At 54.2% G+C, this 17,195-nt stretch carries 12 protein-coding genes; 4 read left to right on the top strand and 8 right to left on the bottom strand.

What is annotated here, in order from left to right; genetic code table 11:
- Positions 1-12 precede the first annotated feature (12 nt).
- Positions 13-1,737: a hypothetical protein gene (locus ACFO1S_RS22985; RefSeq protein ID WP_204601617.1), complete on the bottom strand. Its 1,725-nt coding sequence runs from the start codon at positions 1,735-1,737 to the stop codon at positions 13-15.
- A 245-nt stretch (positions 1,738-1,982) separates the two neighbouring features.
- Here ACFO1S_RS22985 and ACFO1S_RS22980 point away from each other — a divergent pair, with 245 nt between their 5' ends.
- From ACFO1S_RS22980 to ACFO1S_RS22965, 4 genes are all read left to right on the top strand, one after another.
- Entirely contained in the window at positions 1,983-4,571 is a 2,589-nt protein-coding gene (locus ACFO1S_RS22980; RefSeq protein ID WP_204601618.1) for a tetratricopeptide repeat protein, read from the top strand.
- Entirely contained in the window at positions 4,561-5,238 is a 678-nt protein-coding gene (locus ACFO1S_RS22975) for a DUF1266 domain-containing protein (RefSeq protein ID WP_204601619.1), read from the top strand. The genes ACFO1S_RS22980 and ACFO1S_RS22975 overlap by 11 nt, the downstream gene beginning before the upstream one ends.
- Before the next feature lie 220 nt (positions 5,239-5,458).
- Complete coding sequence (locus ACFO1S_RS22970) at positions 5,459-6,619, top strand: helix-turn-helix domain-containing protein (RefSeq protein WP_378127648.1); 1,161 nt, start codon at positions 5,459-5,461, stop codon at positions 6,617-6,619.
- Positions 6,620-6,727: 108 nt separating this feature from the next.
- Positions 6,728-7,756: an ABC transporter substrate-binding protein gene (locus tag ACFO1S_RS22965; protein WP_204601621.1), complete on the top strand. Its 1,029-nt coding sequence runs from the start codon at positions 6,728-6,730 to the stop codon at positions 7,754-7,756.
- A 106-nt stretch (positions 7,757-7,862) separates the two neighbouring features.
- On the opposite strand, the gene ACFO1S_RS22960 is transcribed toward ACFO1S_RS22965, so the two are convergent.
- From ACFO1S_RS22960 to ACFO1S_RS22930, 7 genes are all read right to left on the bottom strand, one after another.
- Positions 7,863-8,012: a beta-xylosidase family glycoside hydrolase gene (locus ACFO1S_RS22960; RefSeq protein ID WP_204601622.1), complete on the bottom strand. Its 150-nt coding sequence runs from the start codon at positions 8,010-8,012 to the stop codon at positions 7,863-7,865.
- Between the two features lie 145 nt (positions 8,013-8,157).
- A complete protein-coding gene (locus ACFO1S_RS22955) occupies positions 8,158-9,873 on the bottom strand; it encodes a CocE/NonD family hydrolase (protein WP_204601623.1) in 1,716 nt (571 codons plus the stop codon).
- 30 nt (positions 9,874-9,903) lie between these two features.
- Positions 9,904-11,259: a hypothetical protein gene (locus ACFO1S_RS22950; RefSeq protein ID WP_204601624.1), complete on the bottom strand. Its 1,356-nt coding sequence runs from the start codon at positions 11,257-11,259 to the stop codon at positions 9,904-9,906.
- A 38-nt stretch (positions 11,260-11,297) separates the two neighbouring features.
- Positions 11,298-12,461, bottom strand: coding sequence for a sugar ABC transporter permease (locus ACFO1S_RS22945; protein ID WP_204601625.1), 1,164 nt, complete (start codon positions 12,459-12,461; stop codon positions 11,298-11,300).
- Positions 12,454-14,001: a sugar ABC transporter ATP-binding protein gene (locus ACFO1S_RS22940; RefSeq protein WP_204601626.1), complete on the bottom strand. Its 1,548-nt coding sequence runs from the start codon at positions 13,999-14,001 to the stop codon at positions 12,454-12,456. The genes ACFO1S_RS22945 and ACFO1S_RS22940 overlap by 8 nt, the downstream gene beginning before the upstream one ends.
- 64 nt (positions 14,002-14,065) lie before the next feature.
- Positions 14,066-15,145 carry a sugar ABC transporter substrate-binding protein gene (locus ACFO1S_RS22935; protein WP_204601627.1) on the bottom strand — a complete coding sequence of 360 codons (1,080 nt, stop codon included), beginning with the start codon at positions 15,143-15,145 and terminating at the stop codon, positions 14,066-14,068.
- Positions 15,146-15,313: 168 nt separating this feature from the next.
- Positions 15,314-16,468 carry an ROK family transcriptional regulator gene (locus ACFO1S_RS22930; RefSeq protein WP_204601628.1) on the bottom strand — a complete coding sequence of 385 codons (1,155 nt, stop codon included), beginning with the start codon at positions 16,466-16,468 and terminating at the stop codon, positions 15,314-15,316.
- Between the last annotated feature and the right edge of the window lie 727 nt (positions 16,469-17,195).

The raw sequence follows: 17,195 nt of genomic DNA, 5'->3' as shown, positions 1-17,195 counted from the left end.
TTCTTGTCTGTCTTACCAGACGAATTCCTTCTCCACTCTCCGGAAGCCGCCTTCGCGCATCGGCGCCTGGTCGTATACGCGCCGTCCGGTGTAGAACGGATGCTTCGTTCCCGCCGGAGAAATGCCTACCACATCGTCCCCCCGCCAGGTTGTCTCGAACTCCTGTCCGATCGCCGTCTCGGTCGTTGTCCGATGCGACAGAGGAAATTCGATCGTAATTGTTTCTCCGGCGCTGGCGCTTCCGAGCAGCAGAAAATGCTCGTTCACCCACGTGCTCGGCTCGTTGCCTTTGCCAGTACTCGTCTTCCCATTCAGCTTGCGAGTGAAGCGTACTTTGGCGAAGCCCGCCCATTCGGGAATACGAACCTGCAGCCTCGGAAGATCGCGATGAATATGCAGCACGATCTTGCCTTCATGAGGCAAGTAGCTGTCCACATCCAGCCATACGGAGCCCCGGTTAAGCAGGAAATTCACGCTGATCGCGCCGTTCTTCTCCGTAATCGTCTCGCTCCAGCCCATGAACAGACCCCGCGTGCCCGAGCCCAGACAGCAGATTTGCAGATCGTTCGTATGCCCCCGGCCATGATTGACATCGCAGCAGAAATCGTTCGGCGCGGAATATCCCGCGAAGGCGCCGCGCGTCCGTTGCCCGATATTCTCGTAGGTAATCCGTCCGGTTATTTCCTTGGAGCGGTCGTCGGTCTCCTTCACCCAATCCATCTCCAGCAATTGCGATTCGGCCAGATGGTTGCGAATGTAGCGCTCCACCGTTCCCCAATATTTCGTATAGCCGCTCTTGGCCAGCGTAATCCCGGTCGCGATCAGATCGACAAGCGAGCAAGTCTCATGCTCATAGGCCTGCTCTTTCATGTCGCCCGGCGTCCAGCCGAAAGCCGTGCACTGCGTGACGGCCCACGCGTAGCTCTTCTCCACGTAGCTGATAAGAGCCGCGTCTCCGGTAAATGCCCCGAAGCGAGCCAGCGCATCCAGCGTGCCGAGACGAGTGTGGAAGTGACCGCTGCGATAGGCGAGCGAATCGTTAAAGCTGCCGTCCGCATTGAACACGCCGCTGCGCTGTACGATCAGCTGCGAGAAAAATTGGCACAGCTCGAATGCATCTGCATTGCCCGTCAGCTCGTGATATTTGAGCAGCGGCATGATCAAACGCCCGCAGAAGGCCGCCGGATCGGGCGCAAGCCGCAGCAGTATGGCATTGGAGGAGGGCCAGCCGCCCTCCTTGTATTCCGAGGCCGGATAGTACCAAACCTCCCGCTCCTTGATCGCGACTCTCTTCAATGCCGCCACGTGCTTATCCGCAGCCTCTTTGACTTTAGGATCGCCCGTTGACATAAACCAGGAAGTGAGCGACAGAATCACCGCCCGCTGGTCGATGAAGTTCGCGTTCGGCTCCCAATTGTAGTTGGGGTTTTTCTGCCGATAGCTCAGGCCGTCTTCCTTGAAGAAGGAGAGCAGATTGGAACGATACTTCTCCTCGATCTCCTCCCCAAGCGTAGAGCCCGACATGTGACGGGCCAGTACGAGCGCATCGACCATTCTTCCATGCGAAGAGCCGTAATCCCAGTCCCCATGCGTCAGGTTGGCCGGATCGCTCATCAGGTTGGCCGCGAAAAAAGGAATGTGGTTGTAGTTCTCATCTGCCATGCCGATTATCGCGTTCATTGCGATCTCCGCTCTTTGCTCCAGGGTAAGCGTATCGGGAACTTGTCTTTTTTCCATTCGTTCTCTCTCCTTTTTCTTGCGCTTCATTTCGCTGCGGGCAGCGATAGCTCCAATTTGTATGCGGCTTCAACAACGGCGACTCGCCTTCGAATCCATGCGCTCACAGTAACAAACAAATCGCCGGGCTCACAAGCGAAGGTTTCTCAGGTCTTAAGATTCCCACCGTAAGGTAAAATCTGGAACGCCAATTGTCGATAGTAAAGATATCGCATCAGAGATATGGAAAGTGAGGAAATCTGTGGATGAAAGTATGGGACATCCTTGGCATTCGCCCGACGACGGATACGAACGTCATCAAGCGCGCCTACGCCGCGAAATTGAAAGCCTTCTCCTTCGATGAAAATCTGCAGGAGCTGGAGCAGCTTCGCGAGGCTTACGAGCTGGCGCTGAAGAACGCAAAGCTCATCACAGAGACGCTTCAGTCGAAATTCATTACACCGTCTGCGGACAATCTCTCCGGCTCTTCTGAGAAATCGACCCATCTGCGTATGGTGTCTCCCCTGCCCTATGGGAGTTCGGGCGAGGACCCTTCCGTGACGGCCAAAGCCGATGCCTTCATGGAACGCGTTGCGGCTTTATACGGGACGATCTCCTTGAGGAGAGACCCGCTTCAATGGGACGCGCTGCTCGCGCAGGAGCCGAGCTGGCCGCCAAGCCTTAAGGGCGCGATTAATATGCAATTGCTCGAATTCCTGGAAGAGAATCCTTATTTGCCGGTCGCGATATGGAAGCTCTTGGACGAGCGCTTCTACTGGACGGAGCAGGAAGACGAATTGCGCGATACGTTCTCCGACGAATTTGTTGACTTTCTTTTTCAGGAGCTGCACAGGGAATGGGAGCTTAGCTACGCCTTCATCCCGGACGACCGCGATGCCGACGAATTTCTGGCCTGCCGGGACAACCTCATCGAGAAGCTGATGAAGAACGAGCTGGACCAGGCGAGCTATTATCTCGGCGCTTTCGAAGAAGCTGACTTCAACGATCCCGATCTGCTTAGACTGGTCGGGGAGTACAATTGCCGCATTCAGGATTGGGAGTATGCTTGGCAAGCTTATCATCGCTTAATCGAGCTGGAACCGGATAATCTCGACGGTTATTATCGCCATGCTTATGTTGCCTTGAAGAAAGGTCTGACCGGACGCGCCTTCGCCGACTATCGCCACATCCTGTCCATACAGCCCGAAGACCCGCAAGCCCTTAGCGGACTGGCGCAGTGCTTCGCGCTGTATGGCAAGATCAACGAAGCCAAATCCCTGCTGGAGCTTGTCGTCGAACAGCATCCCTTCGATCTAGACTCCAGCATCCGCTTGCTGGAGATTAATCGGCAGCTCTTGGCGCACTATGAAGCCGAAGCGCAGCAGGAACCGAAGCAGAAGGACGCGGCGCTGGCCATCGCTCAGCTCTATTACGACGTCAACCTGCCGGATCGATGCTGCAAGACGCTGGATCGATATCGCTCCGCCATCGGTCGCAGCTCGGAGGATGAGCTACTGCGGGCAAAGGCGCTGCTGGATTTGGAAAGACATGATGAAGCGCTTGAGATGCTGGACAGAGCATGGAACTCCGCCCGGGCCGAGGGCAGCAACGGATATGACATCCTGGTGCGCAGAGGCATTATCAATCTGGAGCGGAGCAACCGGAATGCGGGAGTGCGCGATCTGAAAGCGGCCCTCAAGCTCAATCCTTACGATCCCGTCGTTCTGTTCGAGCTGGCCAACAACGCCTATCTCGAAGACCGTCTCGATGAGGGAATCGAGCTGGCGACCCGATCCATCGCGATGGACCCGCGCCCGTGGGGAGCTTATGCGGTCAGATGCGGCTGTCTGTTCGAAATGGGGAAATACGCGGAGGCGCTGCCCGACTACCGGAAGAAGCTGGAGCATGAATACGACGACGGCCAAGCCTGGTTCAGGAAAGGCATCTGCCACATGCACGCGCTGCAATATTCCGACGCCGTCGACTGCTTTCGGGCAGCCGTGGAATGGGGCTATGAGGATGAAGACGCCTCCTTCTTGATCGCCGCCTGCTTCTACAACGGAGATTACGAGCAGGCGCTCGACTCCTTAAGCGAGCTGCAAGAAGAGGACCCCGATAATTCGGATCTCTGCGTGATGGAGGGCGATATTTATCGGGCAATGGGCGATAAGGATAAAGCGCTGGCCGTATACAGTGAAGCAGCGGAACGCTTCCCGGACGATTATTATCCGTCCCAGCGTGTCCTCTACATGCTGCTGAAAGCTTTCAATCGGAACGATACGAAGAAAATGGACTCGCACATCGGCCGCTTGCTGCGACTGGAGCCGGACGACGAGTGGGTGCTTGCGGAGAGCATCAAGCTGCTCATGAATCTGAAAATCTGGAAGCAGGTTCCCCTCATGACCAAGCGCTATTTTGCGGAGCTGGACATCGACGGAGAATACGCTTCCGAGGTTCTGTTCTATTGCGGTGTCGCCCTGTATCACGAAGGAATGTATCGGGAGAGTCTCGCGCATCTCCAGCGGGCCTATGAGCTGGGCTTACGCAACGAGACGAGCATCTATCGGAGCGCGGCTTACTATAAGAGCAGCCAGCTCGAGAACGCGATTGTTCACGCCCGTCTCGCTTGTCAGGAGCTGCCCGACCGCCCGGAGTACGCGCAGTATCTTACACAGCTTGAGCAGGAGGCGGCAGGTACGGGAAGGCTTCGCCGGGGACTGGCCGGACTGTTCGGAGGCGGCAAGCCGGAGCTGCCCGACAGCTTAAAGCTGCCGCATCAGGAGGTAGCGGAGATCGAGAAGCTTCGCTTCGATCTGACCGAGGATGAGGAGGAGGACGAAGACGATGACGAGTAAGCTGGTCCTATTGTCGGCAGATCCGGCAGAACGCTGGTGCTTCGCGCTTGGAGCCGTGCTGCTGGAGATGAACGGAATCGATTTTGAAGAAAACTACGCCTGGAGCGATACGGACGCCGACAAAGCCATGTTCTGCAGCGGCTTGAAGCGGGATTGGGGCATTGAAAATAAAGCAGGCTTGCTTGAAGCGTTGAAAGGCTTGGAGAACGACGGGTATCAAGACAGCTTTGCCAGAGACCGGGCTTTTCTATCCACTCTGACCGCAGCGGATCAAAACCGCGTCATCCAATCCTACGCCAATGCACCTGCCGAGCAGCGACATAAAGAGCTTCAGATCGTGCAGCACTACATGAATCGGCTGCCCGCCGCCGGGATTGCCGCCTGGGATTGGGGCAGATATTCGTACCTTTGCATGCAAGGCATTTACCTCGGTTATGTGACCAAGGAAGAAGCGCTTGAACTGCTGCGTCCGATTGCCCTCAGAACGCAGCAAGCCTATTCGGGCTGGCGGGAATTCGCCACTGCTTATCTCGTCGGCAGGCAATTCTGGTGGAAGCAGCTCACAGAAGAGAGCGCCAAGGAAATGATGGGCTACGTGCAGCGGCTATTGGTTCTGCCGACCAGCCCCTGGAATACGTTGGACTGGCGTCTGCCGCTGAATGCCTAGCCTGAAACATCCTGCATCCGCCCGCGCGACTAACAAAGCCGACTCGTAATCACGGGTCGGCGATCTTGTCGGCGATCATCTCGTTCCGCTTCCCCTTCTCCCCCCCTTATCGCTACCTGCATTCGCTTAAGCTGCATCGATCGTTCCGCCGAATTCGCATAGGTGACGTTATGCTATAATTGATCCAACGATAATTATTCTCAATTCCGAAGGTGCAATCATGGATCATTCGAATAGCGCTCCTCCCCAGCAAGCTCAACATGCGGGTTCAACGACAAAAGCAATGGACAAAATCAGGAACGCTCAAGCCTATATGGCTTCCCATATGGAGAAAACCATTACCAGAGAGCAGCTCGCCCAGGTCGCGCAGCTGCACCCCGAGCATTTTTCGAGAATGTTCCGCAAGCTGGCAGGAATGAGCCCGAGCGACTATCTGACCCGAATCCGGATGGAAAAGGCCAAATCGCTGCTTCAGCAATCCGGGCAACCCGTTCTCAACGTTGCTCGCAAAGTAGGCTACAGCGATCCCTATCATTTCAGCCGTCGGTTCAAGAAATATACCGGAATGGCCCCTTCCCTATACGCGAATCGCAGGAATCCGCGCATTGTGGCGCTGGATGGCTTCGGCCATTGCCGGGCGCTCGGGCTGGAGCCTATCGCCGCCGATTCGAGCAGACCGGGATCGCACCCCGAAAGCTGGCCGGAAGGACTCGTCGACCTTCGCGACGCGACCGAGCCTTCCCCCGCCGCGGAAATTCTCCGAGAGCTCGCTCCCGACTTGATTATTACGATGAGATCGGAATGGCGCGAGCCGCTTTCCGCCATCGCTCCCGTGCTGGCAGTGCAGGTGCTGGACGATCCCATCTACGAGCAATTTCCCGACATCGCCCGCGCTCTTGGCAAAGAGCAGGAAGCGCAGCAATGGACAAGCCGGTATGAAGCTCAATGCGAGAGCTTGCGCAAGCAGGTACACAGCTGCATCGGACTTGCCAGAGTCGCTATTCTGAGAGTAAGGAACGGTCTGCTGCAGATGTACGGCACGCTGAATATGGGCTATCCGTTGTATCGTTCGCTCCGATTGACGCCGCCCGAGCGAATCTGGATGCAATGCGCATGTAATGTCCATTTCCACTCCAGCGTCATTACGATTGAAGAGTTGCCCTTCTACGAAGCGGAGCATCTGTTCGTCGTCCTGCAGCCCGACTCCGGGGCGGAGCATATGTGGGCGGAGATTCGCGCCTCGCAGGCCTGGCTTTCTTACCCGGCCGTGCGCGCGGGCAACGTCTATTGTGTGGACGTGCAGGATTGGCTTGCCTACGACCCGGTCTCTATCGCCAACCAAATGACCGAAGCCGCTCGGTTGATTACTCGAACCGAATAACGTCACAATTATCCATCCCCGACGCAATCCTAATCCATGGCGCGCTTCCCCTTGTACAAGTTAAACTACTAGTGATATTAATTATCATTATCACCATGGGAGGAAATTATGTTATCGTCTAGAAGATCGAGCAGGCCGCTGCTGCTCTCCGTAATCGCCGTACTTATGTTAACCCTGCTGCTCTCCGCCTGCAATTCGAAGTCGGACTCCCCGGGCTCCAGCCAGCCTTCTTCCGCCGCGGCGGAGCAGTCACCGAGTCCAACGGCTTCGCCTGTAAGCGAACAGCCTAAGACAAGAACCGTCAAGGACGATCTGGATAGAGAAGTTACGGTCCCCGTCTCGCCTGAACGCATCATTGCCGGGGAGTTTGCCGCGGAGCTCCTGGCCCTGGGAATCAAGCCCGTAGGCTCGGGCGACAACGGCTTTAAGGTTGCCTATACCCAAAGCGAGATGGAGGGGGTTCAGAGGATCGGAGATCCGCCGAATCCAGAGACCATCATGAACCTTGAACCGGATCTGGTCATTGCGCCTACGGTGTTTTTGGAAATCTATGCGGAACAGATGGAGCAGATTTCGAAGCTCGCTCCAATCTACTATATCTCTTTCGATCAAGATCCGATCTATGATATACTCACGAAAATCGCGGATTTGGTCGGCAAAACCGATGAAGCGAAAGCCTGGATTGCGGAATACGAGCAAGAAGCCGCAACGGCGCGGGGCAAGCTGGAGAAGTCCATCGGAGACGAGACGGTATCGATTTTCCGGGTGGAGAAGGGCCGCCTTCGCATCTACTTGAACCGCAACTTCGCAGGCTACATGCTGCGGAGCGCGCTGCAGGCCAAGGCGCCTGAGGCTGTAGCGGCCGAGATCGAAAAAAACAAAAACGGCTCCGCAGTGGAAATTTCGTTGGAGAAGCTTCCTGAGTATGCCGGCAATCATCTGCTTCTGATTGTACGTTCCGAGGGCGAGGACAAAGAAGCCTTCAAGGAGATCGAGAAATCCGGCTTGTGGAAAAACCTTGATGCTGTCAAGAACGGCAACGTTCATTTCCTAGAAACAGAGAAGTATTACGGCTCCGATGTCGTCACCATTCGGGAAACGATGAAGGAAGCCGCGAAGATGCTGGCAGGCGAATAACGCAGCCTCCTCTTCCATTACGCCGCGCTTGCGACAGCTCCTCCTCAGGAGGCAGCTGTCGCAGGCGCGGCATTCATTTTATTCCGCAGCCCGGATGCTTGCCGTCTCAAGCTTCACACGAATGCGAGGCATCCAGTCCTTCGTACAGAAAATGGCGAAAGAACGCCCCTCCCCTGCTCGCCCGTCCGTTGCCAGTGGCGTAAAGTCCGACGCACGCTCCCGTGAATCCGCCGGTTCGCTGTCCGCCGTACTGCAAAAATCGTCATTGTCCCCTTATCTGCACATTCCTACTACCAAACCTGTAGCGGACGCTTCACCGCCAAGTTATCGCCCATGCCGGGCGCACACGCCAAAGCTCCCTCCCAGCCGCCGAAATCGACGGATGGAGAGAGAGCTTCGATCTAACGATTACGAGGGATAACCGGAAGCACAAGGTGTGTCGGATGCTCGGCATCATGATAAATCTTTTGCGTAGCCGCCTTCACGTCCGTATAGTCGCCCTCCCGATCTGTCCGGAAGCTGTTCAGGCTTCTTTCGTACAACGGAAAATTACTGCTTGATATTTCAATGCGAATGCGATGGTTCTTCTTAAAAACCTGGCTTGTCGAACCCACATGAAATTCGTATTTGTATATTCTGCCGGGTTCAATCGGAGAGGGCTGCTCATTCGAGTCTCTGTAGCTTGCCCGCTGAATGCCCTGCACAATATTGATCGCCTTGCCGCCCGGATGCACATCCACCAGCTTCACTGTAAAATCCGTATCGTCCGCCGAGCTGGACGCATAGAGAACTGCGCGAATCGGGCCTGTCACTTCTACATCCTCCGTCAGTTCCTGCGAGGTGTATACCAATACGTCATTGCGGATTTCGACGGGACGCTGGTCCCGCGCGCCCATCGGAGCGATGGAAGGCACACAGCAGCTGTTCCCTCCGAGGCTTGGAACAGGGTCTAGAGGGTTGTACGCATAGATGTCGCACGATTCGCTATCCGGCGCATTCGTATCGAGCGTTCCCGAGCCGCTTAACGAATTGGCGTTGCCCTCGCTGTGCAAGTAAAACTTGGTATATTGCGTACGCGCCAGCGGCCACTCCCGTTCTTGCCGCCAAGCATTGTCCCCCATGACGAATATATGGACAGAGGGCTCGTCCATGATGCCGTTGTCCCTGCCTTTGAGCCAATAATCGAACCAGCGCACCTGCAGATGATCGACAACGTTTCGCGCATCCTCCCCATAATCGGCATCCCTTGACAAGGCCGTCCAAGGATAATGCACCCACGGGCCGATAACAAGCTTCTGATTGGGGTGACGCGAGGACATGCCCCTATAGTTGCGAATCGTCCCTTCGATGAAGATATCGTACCAGCCCCCGATGTGCATAGCGGGAAGCTTTATGTTGTCATACTCTATCCGCAAATCCCACTGCTTCCAGTAATCGTCGAAGGTCGGATGCTCCAGCCACTCATAATAGAAGGGTGAGAATGGCTTGCTGATGCCCGGGTGCGCATGAAGCGGCAAATGGTCGTATCGTTCCCCGATTCGGTTCATCTTCCGCAACAGGTCTCCTGCTGCTTCCGCATCACCCTGACGTATCGCAATATCCGGCGCAAGCGAGGTTGCCCAGGACTGAACGAAAGCCAGATGCAGCGCTCCGTTCCTGTATGTCCAATCCTCGTAATAACCATCATTCGTAAATGCGGGCGCTATCGCGGTCAGCTCCTCCGAGCAATCAGCCGCAGGGTGAAGCTGAGTCGCCCCGACATAGGAGAAGCCATACATGCCGACTTTGCCGCTCGATTGAGGCAGCCGTTTGGCCCAGCGGATCGAATCGACGCCGTCCTGCCGTTCATTGAAGAACGGCCTGAATTCGCCATCCGAAGCGTATCTCCCTCTTACATCCTGCGTCACTACGATATAGCCTTGTCTCGCATACCATTCCGGATGCATGTACCCGATCGCTTCAGATACCGATTTGTCATAGGGCAGCCGCATCAGCAGAACAGGAAACTTCCTTTCACTGATCGGGCTGTATACATCCGCCCGCAGGCAAATCCCGTCCCGGAGTCTGATTTCAACATTGCGTTCGACGTTAACCTCGTACATCCTCTGACTGTTCATACGTGGACACCTTCCTCTGGGCGATCTCCGCTAGTTTATCGTCAATGCCCGACAAGGGGACAGAAACAACGGCGCGTAATAAGCGGGAGTCGTCGAAAGCGGCAGCATGTCATCCGCGATCTTCAGACCGATTTGCTCGCGCATGAACTGCTGCCGGGCGCGGATGCGAGCCCACGCTTGAGGATATTTGTCCCGCAATTCATTCCGCAAGTTCTCGTCCGCGAAAACAACGGAATCCTCACAATTCAGAACGATACCCTCCGGCATCGCGTCCGGGATGATATCGCATTGTATCGCCATTCCTGAAGCAATCTTCGTTTGGTTGTCCGGCGTAAAGAAGGAATGCACCCATTCATCCGCACCGATTAAATGGCCGGGATTCAGCGCAGGCTTCATACCCCCGGGGCGCAGCTCATCGCATACTCGGTCGTAAACCTCGCCGCCCGTTGCGCCGATTGCCGCCGTTTGATACCAGCCGGCGATTCCCCGATAGTAAGGCATAGCCCATTTCGAGACAAACGATTCGTTATCGGCGTCGGCAAGTCCTCCACGCGCGCTGAGTCCTCCCCAATAGCCTACCGCAGAGAATACGCCGTCGCCCTGCTCGACCTTGCGAGCTGTCGGGCTGCGCAAGCCCACAATTTGGTCCTTGCCGCTCGCATACATAATGTGCGCCGACAGCGGTTCGCCGGCATATTGCATGCGAGACACCGCTTCTAGCTCGCTAAGGCCAGTACGGGTGCCTTGCACAATGCGCAAAAGAGCTGCTGAGGCGCGCGCCGCCGCCCATTCATTCACGACGATTTGCTCCGCTTCGTTGTACACTCGGAGTCCCTTCTCCGGATGCATGAAAACCCAGGTCGCGTCCGTGATTCCGGCTGCGTCTCCAATCACTTTCTCTACGTAATGGACCAGCGTAGCCGGCACGTGCAAGCCTTCATACCCCATCGTTTCGTCCGAGTCCAAGTACTTCCAACCACAAACGGCTACCCGTTGTCCCGGGGCCATACCGACTTCTCGCATAATTTCATCCGGCCTCGGAGACCGCGTCCGATCCTGCCCCATAAGACTGAAGGACTGGCAAAGAACGGTCTCAAGCTTGATCTTGGCCAGACTCGTATAATCGATCCCTTCATTTCCTACCAGCAAATACTTCCGGTCTCCTGGACCAATGAGCAACAGAGCCTCCTCAAATCTGGGATCGAAAGCGGTCAGATAGTTCAAATTCGCAAAGTGCTCCCGATCGCCATAGACGATGAGCCAGTCGCAGTTAGCCGCTGCATAGGCTTTACGGCATCTTTCTTCATAGATTTCAGAAGGAATGTCCGGCCTTTCTTCAGGTACGCCAAAATCCGGCAGCTTAATCTCTCTCCATGTCAGCTTCATCTCTTGTCCCTCTCCCTGCTCCCATTATGCCTTAATAGCTATTTTCTTTTGCGTACAGAGACGTCAAACCAGACTGCGGCCAGCAGAATGAGCCCTTTAACGACCATCTGTAGAAATGAAGAAACGTTCATGAGACTCATGCAGTTGTCAATTGCCGATAACAGCAGAGCGCCGATCAACGCGCCTGGAATAATGCCCACACCGCCGGAAAGACTCGTGCCCCCTATTACGGCTGCGGCAATCGCATCCAGCTCCAATAAGTTTCCTGCAGTTGGAGCCGAGCTGCCCAACCTTGCCGTAATCAGCACGCCGGCAATTCCGTAAACCGCGCCCATCAGAACAAACGACTGGAATAAATGCTTCGTCGTCTTGATCCCGGCCAATCTTGCCGCATCCGGGTTTCCGCCAATGACATACAAATTGCGGCCAAACTTGGTGCGTGACATGACGAAATAAAGAACCGTGACGGTGGCTGCCATAATCAATACGGCCATAGGAATGCCGCGATAGCCAAGGAAAATCCAGCCTACCAGTATGGCAACAACTGCTATGATCGCAGCCTTGTACCACATTTTCGCGCCTGACTTCACCCATTTCTTCAACCGAGCCGCATCCCTCATGACCAGACCGATTGCAAGTGCGGCCCCGGCAATAATAAGGATGGCTGACCCTGCAGTCGAGACGTAGCCCTCGCTCAGGAACACCAGATCGGAGGATACAGGACCAAGCGTTGCTGCGTTGGTCCAGACATAACCGACCCCTTTGAAAATGAGCATGCCCGCCAGGGTAACAATGAAAGCGGGAATATTAAATTTGGCAACAAGCAGCCCTTGCCAGGCTCCCATCAGTAAACCCGCCAGCAGTGCGCACAAAATCGAAGGCACTAGCCCCCACTGATAGGTAACTGACAATTGCGCCATGACCGCACTGACCAAGTACACCGCCGAGCCCGCGCTCAAGTCGATTTGCCGGGCCACGATCAGCAGCACCATTCCGGCGGAAACAACGCCCAAAATGGCCGACTGCTTCAGCAGCAGAGATATATTTCGCTGCGATAAAAATACGCCATTGGTCAAATCGTTGAAAATGATCATTAAAATTAAAATACCGGCAAAAATAAGCAGACTCTTCCAGCTGATTTTTCCAAACCAGTTGATTTTGCCGGATTCCTCGCCTTTTTTGTCAAGCAGCGGGTTAGACATTTTTCTTTTCCCCTTCCACTGTGCTGTACCCTAAAGTGGCATACTCCAGCACTTGATGACGGTTCGTTTCCTTGGGCAACAAGGAAGCAACGATTCTCCCCTGCCGCATGACCAGCACACGGTCCGAAACCCCCAGCACCTCGGGCAGATCGGACGAGATGAGCAGAATCGCTTTTCCGGCCTTCGCCAACTGGTCCAGCAAAGCATAGACCTCCGTCTTCGCCCCAATGTCGACGCCTTGGGTCGGCTCGTCCAGCAGCATAACCTTTGTATCCGCGGCAATCAGACGGGCAAGCACGCATTTTTGCTGATTTCCGCCGCTCAAGGATTTGATCGCCGTCTCCAGACTTGCCGTCCGAATGGAAAGGTCGGCGACAAATTGCGTGTTCTTTTCCAGCTCCGCGCTCTGATCGATCACGCCCATACGGCAAAGTCGATCAATACTGGATACGGAGATGTTCGAGCTCACGGACATGAGCTCGATAATCCCCTGCCGCTTCCGGTCCTCGGGCAAATAGCCGAGCCCAGCTTCGATCGCCTCTGAAGGGTTAGCAATCCGCACCGCCTTCCCGTCGATTTTAACCTCGCCTTCCGTTTGTGCGGGCCATCCTCCGAGAAGACCCAGGGCCAATTCCGTGCGGCCGGCTCCAACCAGCCCATATACCCCGAGTATTTCTCCGGCGCGGAGCTCTAGCGATGCTCCGTCCACCAGCTTGCGGTCTGACAGCTTCGTATCGTATACGCTATAGTTATTTACCGTGAGTACGACATCGCCCGGGCGTCGCGTCGTCTCCGGAAAGAAGTTTTCCAGGTCCCGTCCGATCATGTAAGAAACAATTTTCTGCTCGTCCATTTCCTCTACGGGCTTTGTCGTAATGATCTTGCCGTCTCGCATTACCGTTATCGAGTCTGACAAATCGAGCACTTCTTCAAGACGATGAGAAATATAGAGACACGTAATTCCGTTCTTCTTCAGTTGCCTGATCTTCTCGAACAAAATCTCGCTTTCCATATCGGACAAAGTAGAGGTCGGCTCGTCAAGGATCAACACTTTAACCTGATTGCCCAACGCTTTCCCGATGACGACCATCTGCTTCTGAGCAACGCCCAGTTCCTTGACTTTGACGGTCGGGGACACCTCAAGCCCGATATCGTCCAGCATAGCTTGAGCCTCTTGATACAATTGCTGAAAATTGACGATGCCCGCCTTGCCGGGCATCTGGTTCAGCAGCAGGTTCTCCGCAACCGTCATCTCGTCGATCAAATTAAGCTCCTGTGGCACCATCGTAATCCCGCTCTTCTCCGCATCCGCTACGCCAGTCAGCTTTACGGTCTGACCGTTCAACCTGATTTCTCCGCTATAGCTCCCTGCTCTGTGAACGCCGGACAATATTTTCATCAGCGTCGATTTTCCGGCGCCGTTCTCGCCGACAATCGCCCTGACTTCTCCCTTCTTGATGCGAAGGCTGGCACTGTCAACAGCCAAAACACCGGGAAATTGTATGCTGATATTGTCCATCTCCAAGGCTGTCGCATCCAATTGTTCCCTCTCCCTTCGTTGGAAGGAGTACGCCGTCGACGAAACGGCGTACTGTCTTCACGGTTTATTTGCATGCATTAGGAACGTTGACGAATACCTCCTCTTCGGTCATCCATCCGGTCGGAGCCATCTCGTTGATAAACGTGCACAGGTTGTCCTTGTTGACTTCCACCACGTCGACGGCCAATGTCGGTACGTCTTTCTTCCCGTTGTTCGTAACCTCATCGGCTTGCGGCGCTTCTCCCTTGGCGAGCGCCACAGCCGCCTCAATCGTCCGCTTGGCGCCCTCATCCAGCTTGGTCCAGACCGACATCGTCTGAATGCCCTCCGCGATCAGCCGTGCGCTGCCGACTTCTACGTCCAGGCCGGAGATGAACACTTTACCGTCAAGATCGCGGCCTTTTACCGCCTGAGTGATTCCCATAGCCATGCCATCATTGGAGCTGACGAACGCCTGAATATTGTCATTTTGCGCGGAAAGGGCGTCCTCGGCTGTTTTCAGAGCTTTTTCCGTCGACCAGTTTTGATGCCATTGCTCCGCAACGATGTGGATATCGGCGTTGGTTTTCAGAATTTTTTCATAGGCTTGGGCAATGCCCTGCGCGACCGTCGTAGCCGGATCGCCCTTGAGCAGAACGAAGTTTCCCTTGCCTCCGGTGTACTTCAAGGCGGCTTGAGCCTGCAATTCGCCGACCTTGTAGTTGTTCCGCGTCACATAAAGATCGATATCCGAATTCTGAATCATTGCGTCGTAAGCGATTACAGGAACGCCCGCGCTTTTCGCCTTGTCTACAACCGGACCGGTCTTGTCGCTGACCGGCACAATGACGAGCGCATCAATGCCCTGAGAAAGCAAATTTTCAACCTGATTCGCTTGCTTGGACACGTCGTCGTTCGCCCATTGCACAATCAGTTCCGCGCCCAATTCCTGTGCCTTCTCCTGCATATACTGCAAGTCAAACTTCCATCTTGGCTGAACCTCCGTCTTCATTGCGATGCCGATTCGGATTTTTTTGTTTGTCTCTTTCTCCGGATCAGCTCCTCCAGTCTCGCCCGGCTTTCCTTTATTCTCTCCGCAGGCAGCGACCAATACTGCCATAATCAACATTAGAACGACGAATACTCCCTTTTTTGTTTGTGCCATCTGTTTGTGAACCTCCTAGTGTCGAATTGAACACGCTTTCAAGATCGGAAATGCAATACTGCTATTTTTTCCAATCACCCCCCTACATTAGTCAACTTTACACGCTGTCCAGATTGGCTATCATTTTATTAATTACTCTACTGGATTTATTAATTAGACAAAAAGGAATCACTTGCTGATCGGTGATTCCAGAAACTCCCTCAAAACCAGACAGCTTGCCCCCACAATACCGGCATGGGACCCGATCTGCGGATAGCGAATTTCAAGCATCCTGTCAAAATTATTCCATAAGTACCGTTTGCATTTTTGCTCCACCTTTTTGGCCCACTGAGGATGCTGATCGATCATCGTCCCCACCAGAACGACGGCTTCCGGGTTGTAAGTGCAGACGACGTTCGAGATCGTCATGGACAAATATTCGGCGGCTCTGTCGAGCAGATTAACCGCCCACGTCTCCTGGCGCTGATCCGCAGCGAATATTTCCTGAATGGGCTTTCCGCTTTCCTTTTCCAGAGCTGAAGCGCATATAAACGTCTGCAAACAGCCGAATCTGCCGCAATCGCACAAGGAGCCGCCGGGATCGATCGTCGTATGGCCAATCTCTCCCGCAATGTTCTTGCTCCCCCGAATCACTTCACCCTTGTCCATAAACGCTCCGCCCACACCGCTACCGACAAAAATGCATGCCGCGTTGTTCACTCCAACGACGCTGCCATATAGACTTTCGCCCAGCAGAATTGCTTTTACCTGATTGTCGACGAGTATCGTCATCCCGATTTTCTCTTCAAGATATTTCCTGATCTCGACATTGGCCCAGTGAAACTGCGGAATCATGACCACTCTGCCCTGCGGCCATTCCACAATACCGGGAATGCTGACGCCGCCGCCGATAATCCGATTCGCCAAATCCCCGATCTGCTGCTTGATCGTATTAACCAGCTCCACAACTTGGCTCAAAACTTCCATGGGAGGAAGCGACAAATCGATCTCTCTGTCTCGCTTCATGATTATTTTTCCATTAAGATCAACAATTCCCACTTCAATAGATTCCAAATCGATGTTAATTCCAATCATGAGCGCTCCGCTTGGATTCACCTTCAGCAGGGTTGCTCTGCGTCCGACGCTTCCTTCGGTTTGCCCGATTTCCTCCACGAAGTTCTGATCGATCAGTTCCTTGACGATCCTGCTTGCGCTTGTCGCGCTCATTTGTGTCTTTTTAGCTAGTTCGGCCCGGGATATCGGACCGTTTCTTTTGATTATCTTAAACAGCAGCAGCAAATGATGCTCTCTGATCATGCGTTGATCGTGTTTAATTTCTTTCACAGTAGGACAGGCTCCCTTTATCCAACAACCGGATATTTATCTTAGTCATCGCTTAATGATTCACCGTAAATGAATCATTAATTAATTCAGTGGGTTTATTAATTGACCTAAATATAGCGCGTGTTCCTCTGCTTGTCAATACAAGAATGTACGCCGGCTTTGGCCATCCTTAACCGACGTACATTCTTTCTCTTAGTGCACAGACCTTAATCTTTTGGCCGTGTCAACAACCGTGTGCCTTCAGCCTCCAGCTTCTGTAAGGCTTGATCAAGCGAAGCTTGTCCTTCGAATACACGGGCTAATTCGTCTTCCCCCGCCCTGTAAAAAGCTGAATGGAAGGCACGCGGCAGCTTCTCAATCCGGCTCACGTCGTTCTGCGAAAGGGTTAGGTTATAAAAAGTTCCAAAATTATGACCCTCTGCATCCTTTAGATAGGCTTTACGTGAAGTTAGTGGGACTTGAGGAATCAGCCATCATTAACCCCTATGATCCGGATTGTGCCTGATTAAACCGCTGGGCGAGTTGGAGAACCTCCTCCCAGTTCATCCCGTCCCGAGGATAGGCCACGCCTGCACGATCAAACAGGTCTTTATTATAATACAAAGCCTGACTATTATAAGCGTTGGATAGGCCGTACAATCTTCCGGAGCCGATGGAGCGAATATATTCGCTTACCGTGGGAGCCATCATCAGCGGAGATCGAAAGCGAATCCTTGGACCTTATACA

The organism is Cohnella boryungensis (genome assembly GCF_042651945.1).
GTDB lineage: Bacteria > Bacillota > Bacilli > Paenibacillales > Paenibacillaceae > Cohnella > Cohnella boryungensis.
This window is presented reverse-complemented; position numbering and strand designations above follow the sequence as displayed.

Coding starts and splice junctions, on each gene's coding strand:
- ACFO1S_RS22985 (WP_204601617.1), bottom strand. CDS start 1,737: ATGGAAAAAAGACAAGTTCCCGATACGCTTACCCTGGAGCAAAGAGCG.
- ACFO1S_RS22980 (WP_204601618.1), top strand. CDS start 1,983: ATGAAAGTATGGGACATCCTTGGCATTCGCCCGACGACGGATACGAAC.
- ACFO1S_RS22975 (WP_204601619.1), top strand. CDS start 4,561: ATGACGAGTAAGCTGGTCCTATTGTCGGCAGATCCGGCAGAACGCTGG.
- ACFO1S_RS22970 (WP_378127648.1), top strand. CDS start 5,459: ATGGATCATTCGAATAGCGCTCCTCCCCAGCAAGCTCAACATGCGGGT.
- ACFO1S_RS22965 (WP_204601621.1), top strand. CDS start 6,728: ATGTTATCGTCTAGAAGATCGAGCAGGCCGCTGCTGCTCTCCGTAATC.
- ACFO1S_RS22955 (WP_204601623.1), bottom strand. CDS start 9,873: ATGAACAGTCAGAGGATGTACGAGGTTAACGTCGAACGCAATGTTGAA.
- ACFO1S_RS22950 (WP_204601624.1), bottom strand. CDS start 11,259: ATGAAGCTGACATGGAGAGAGATTAAGCTGCCGGATTTTGGCGTACCT.
- ACFO1S_RS22945 (WP_204601625.1), bottom strand. CDS start 12,461: ATGTCTAACCCGCTGCTTGACAAAAAAGGCGAGGAATCCGGCAAAATC.
- ACFO1S_RS22935 (WP_204601627.1), bottom strand. CDS start 15,145: ATGGCACAAACAAAAAAGGGAGTATTCGTCGTTCTAATGTTGATTATG.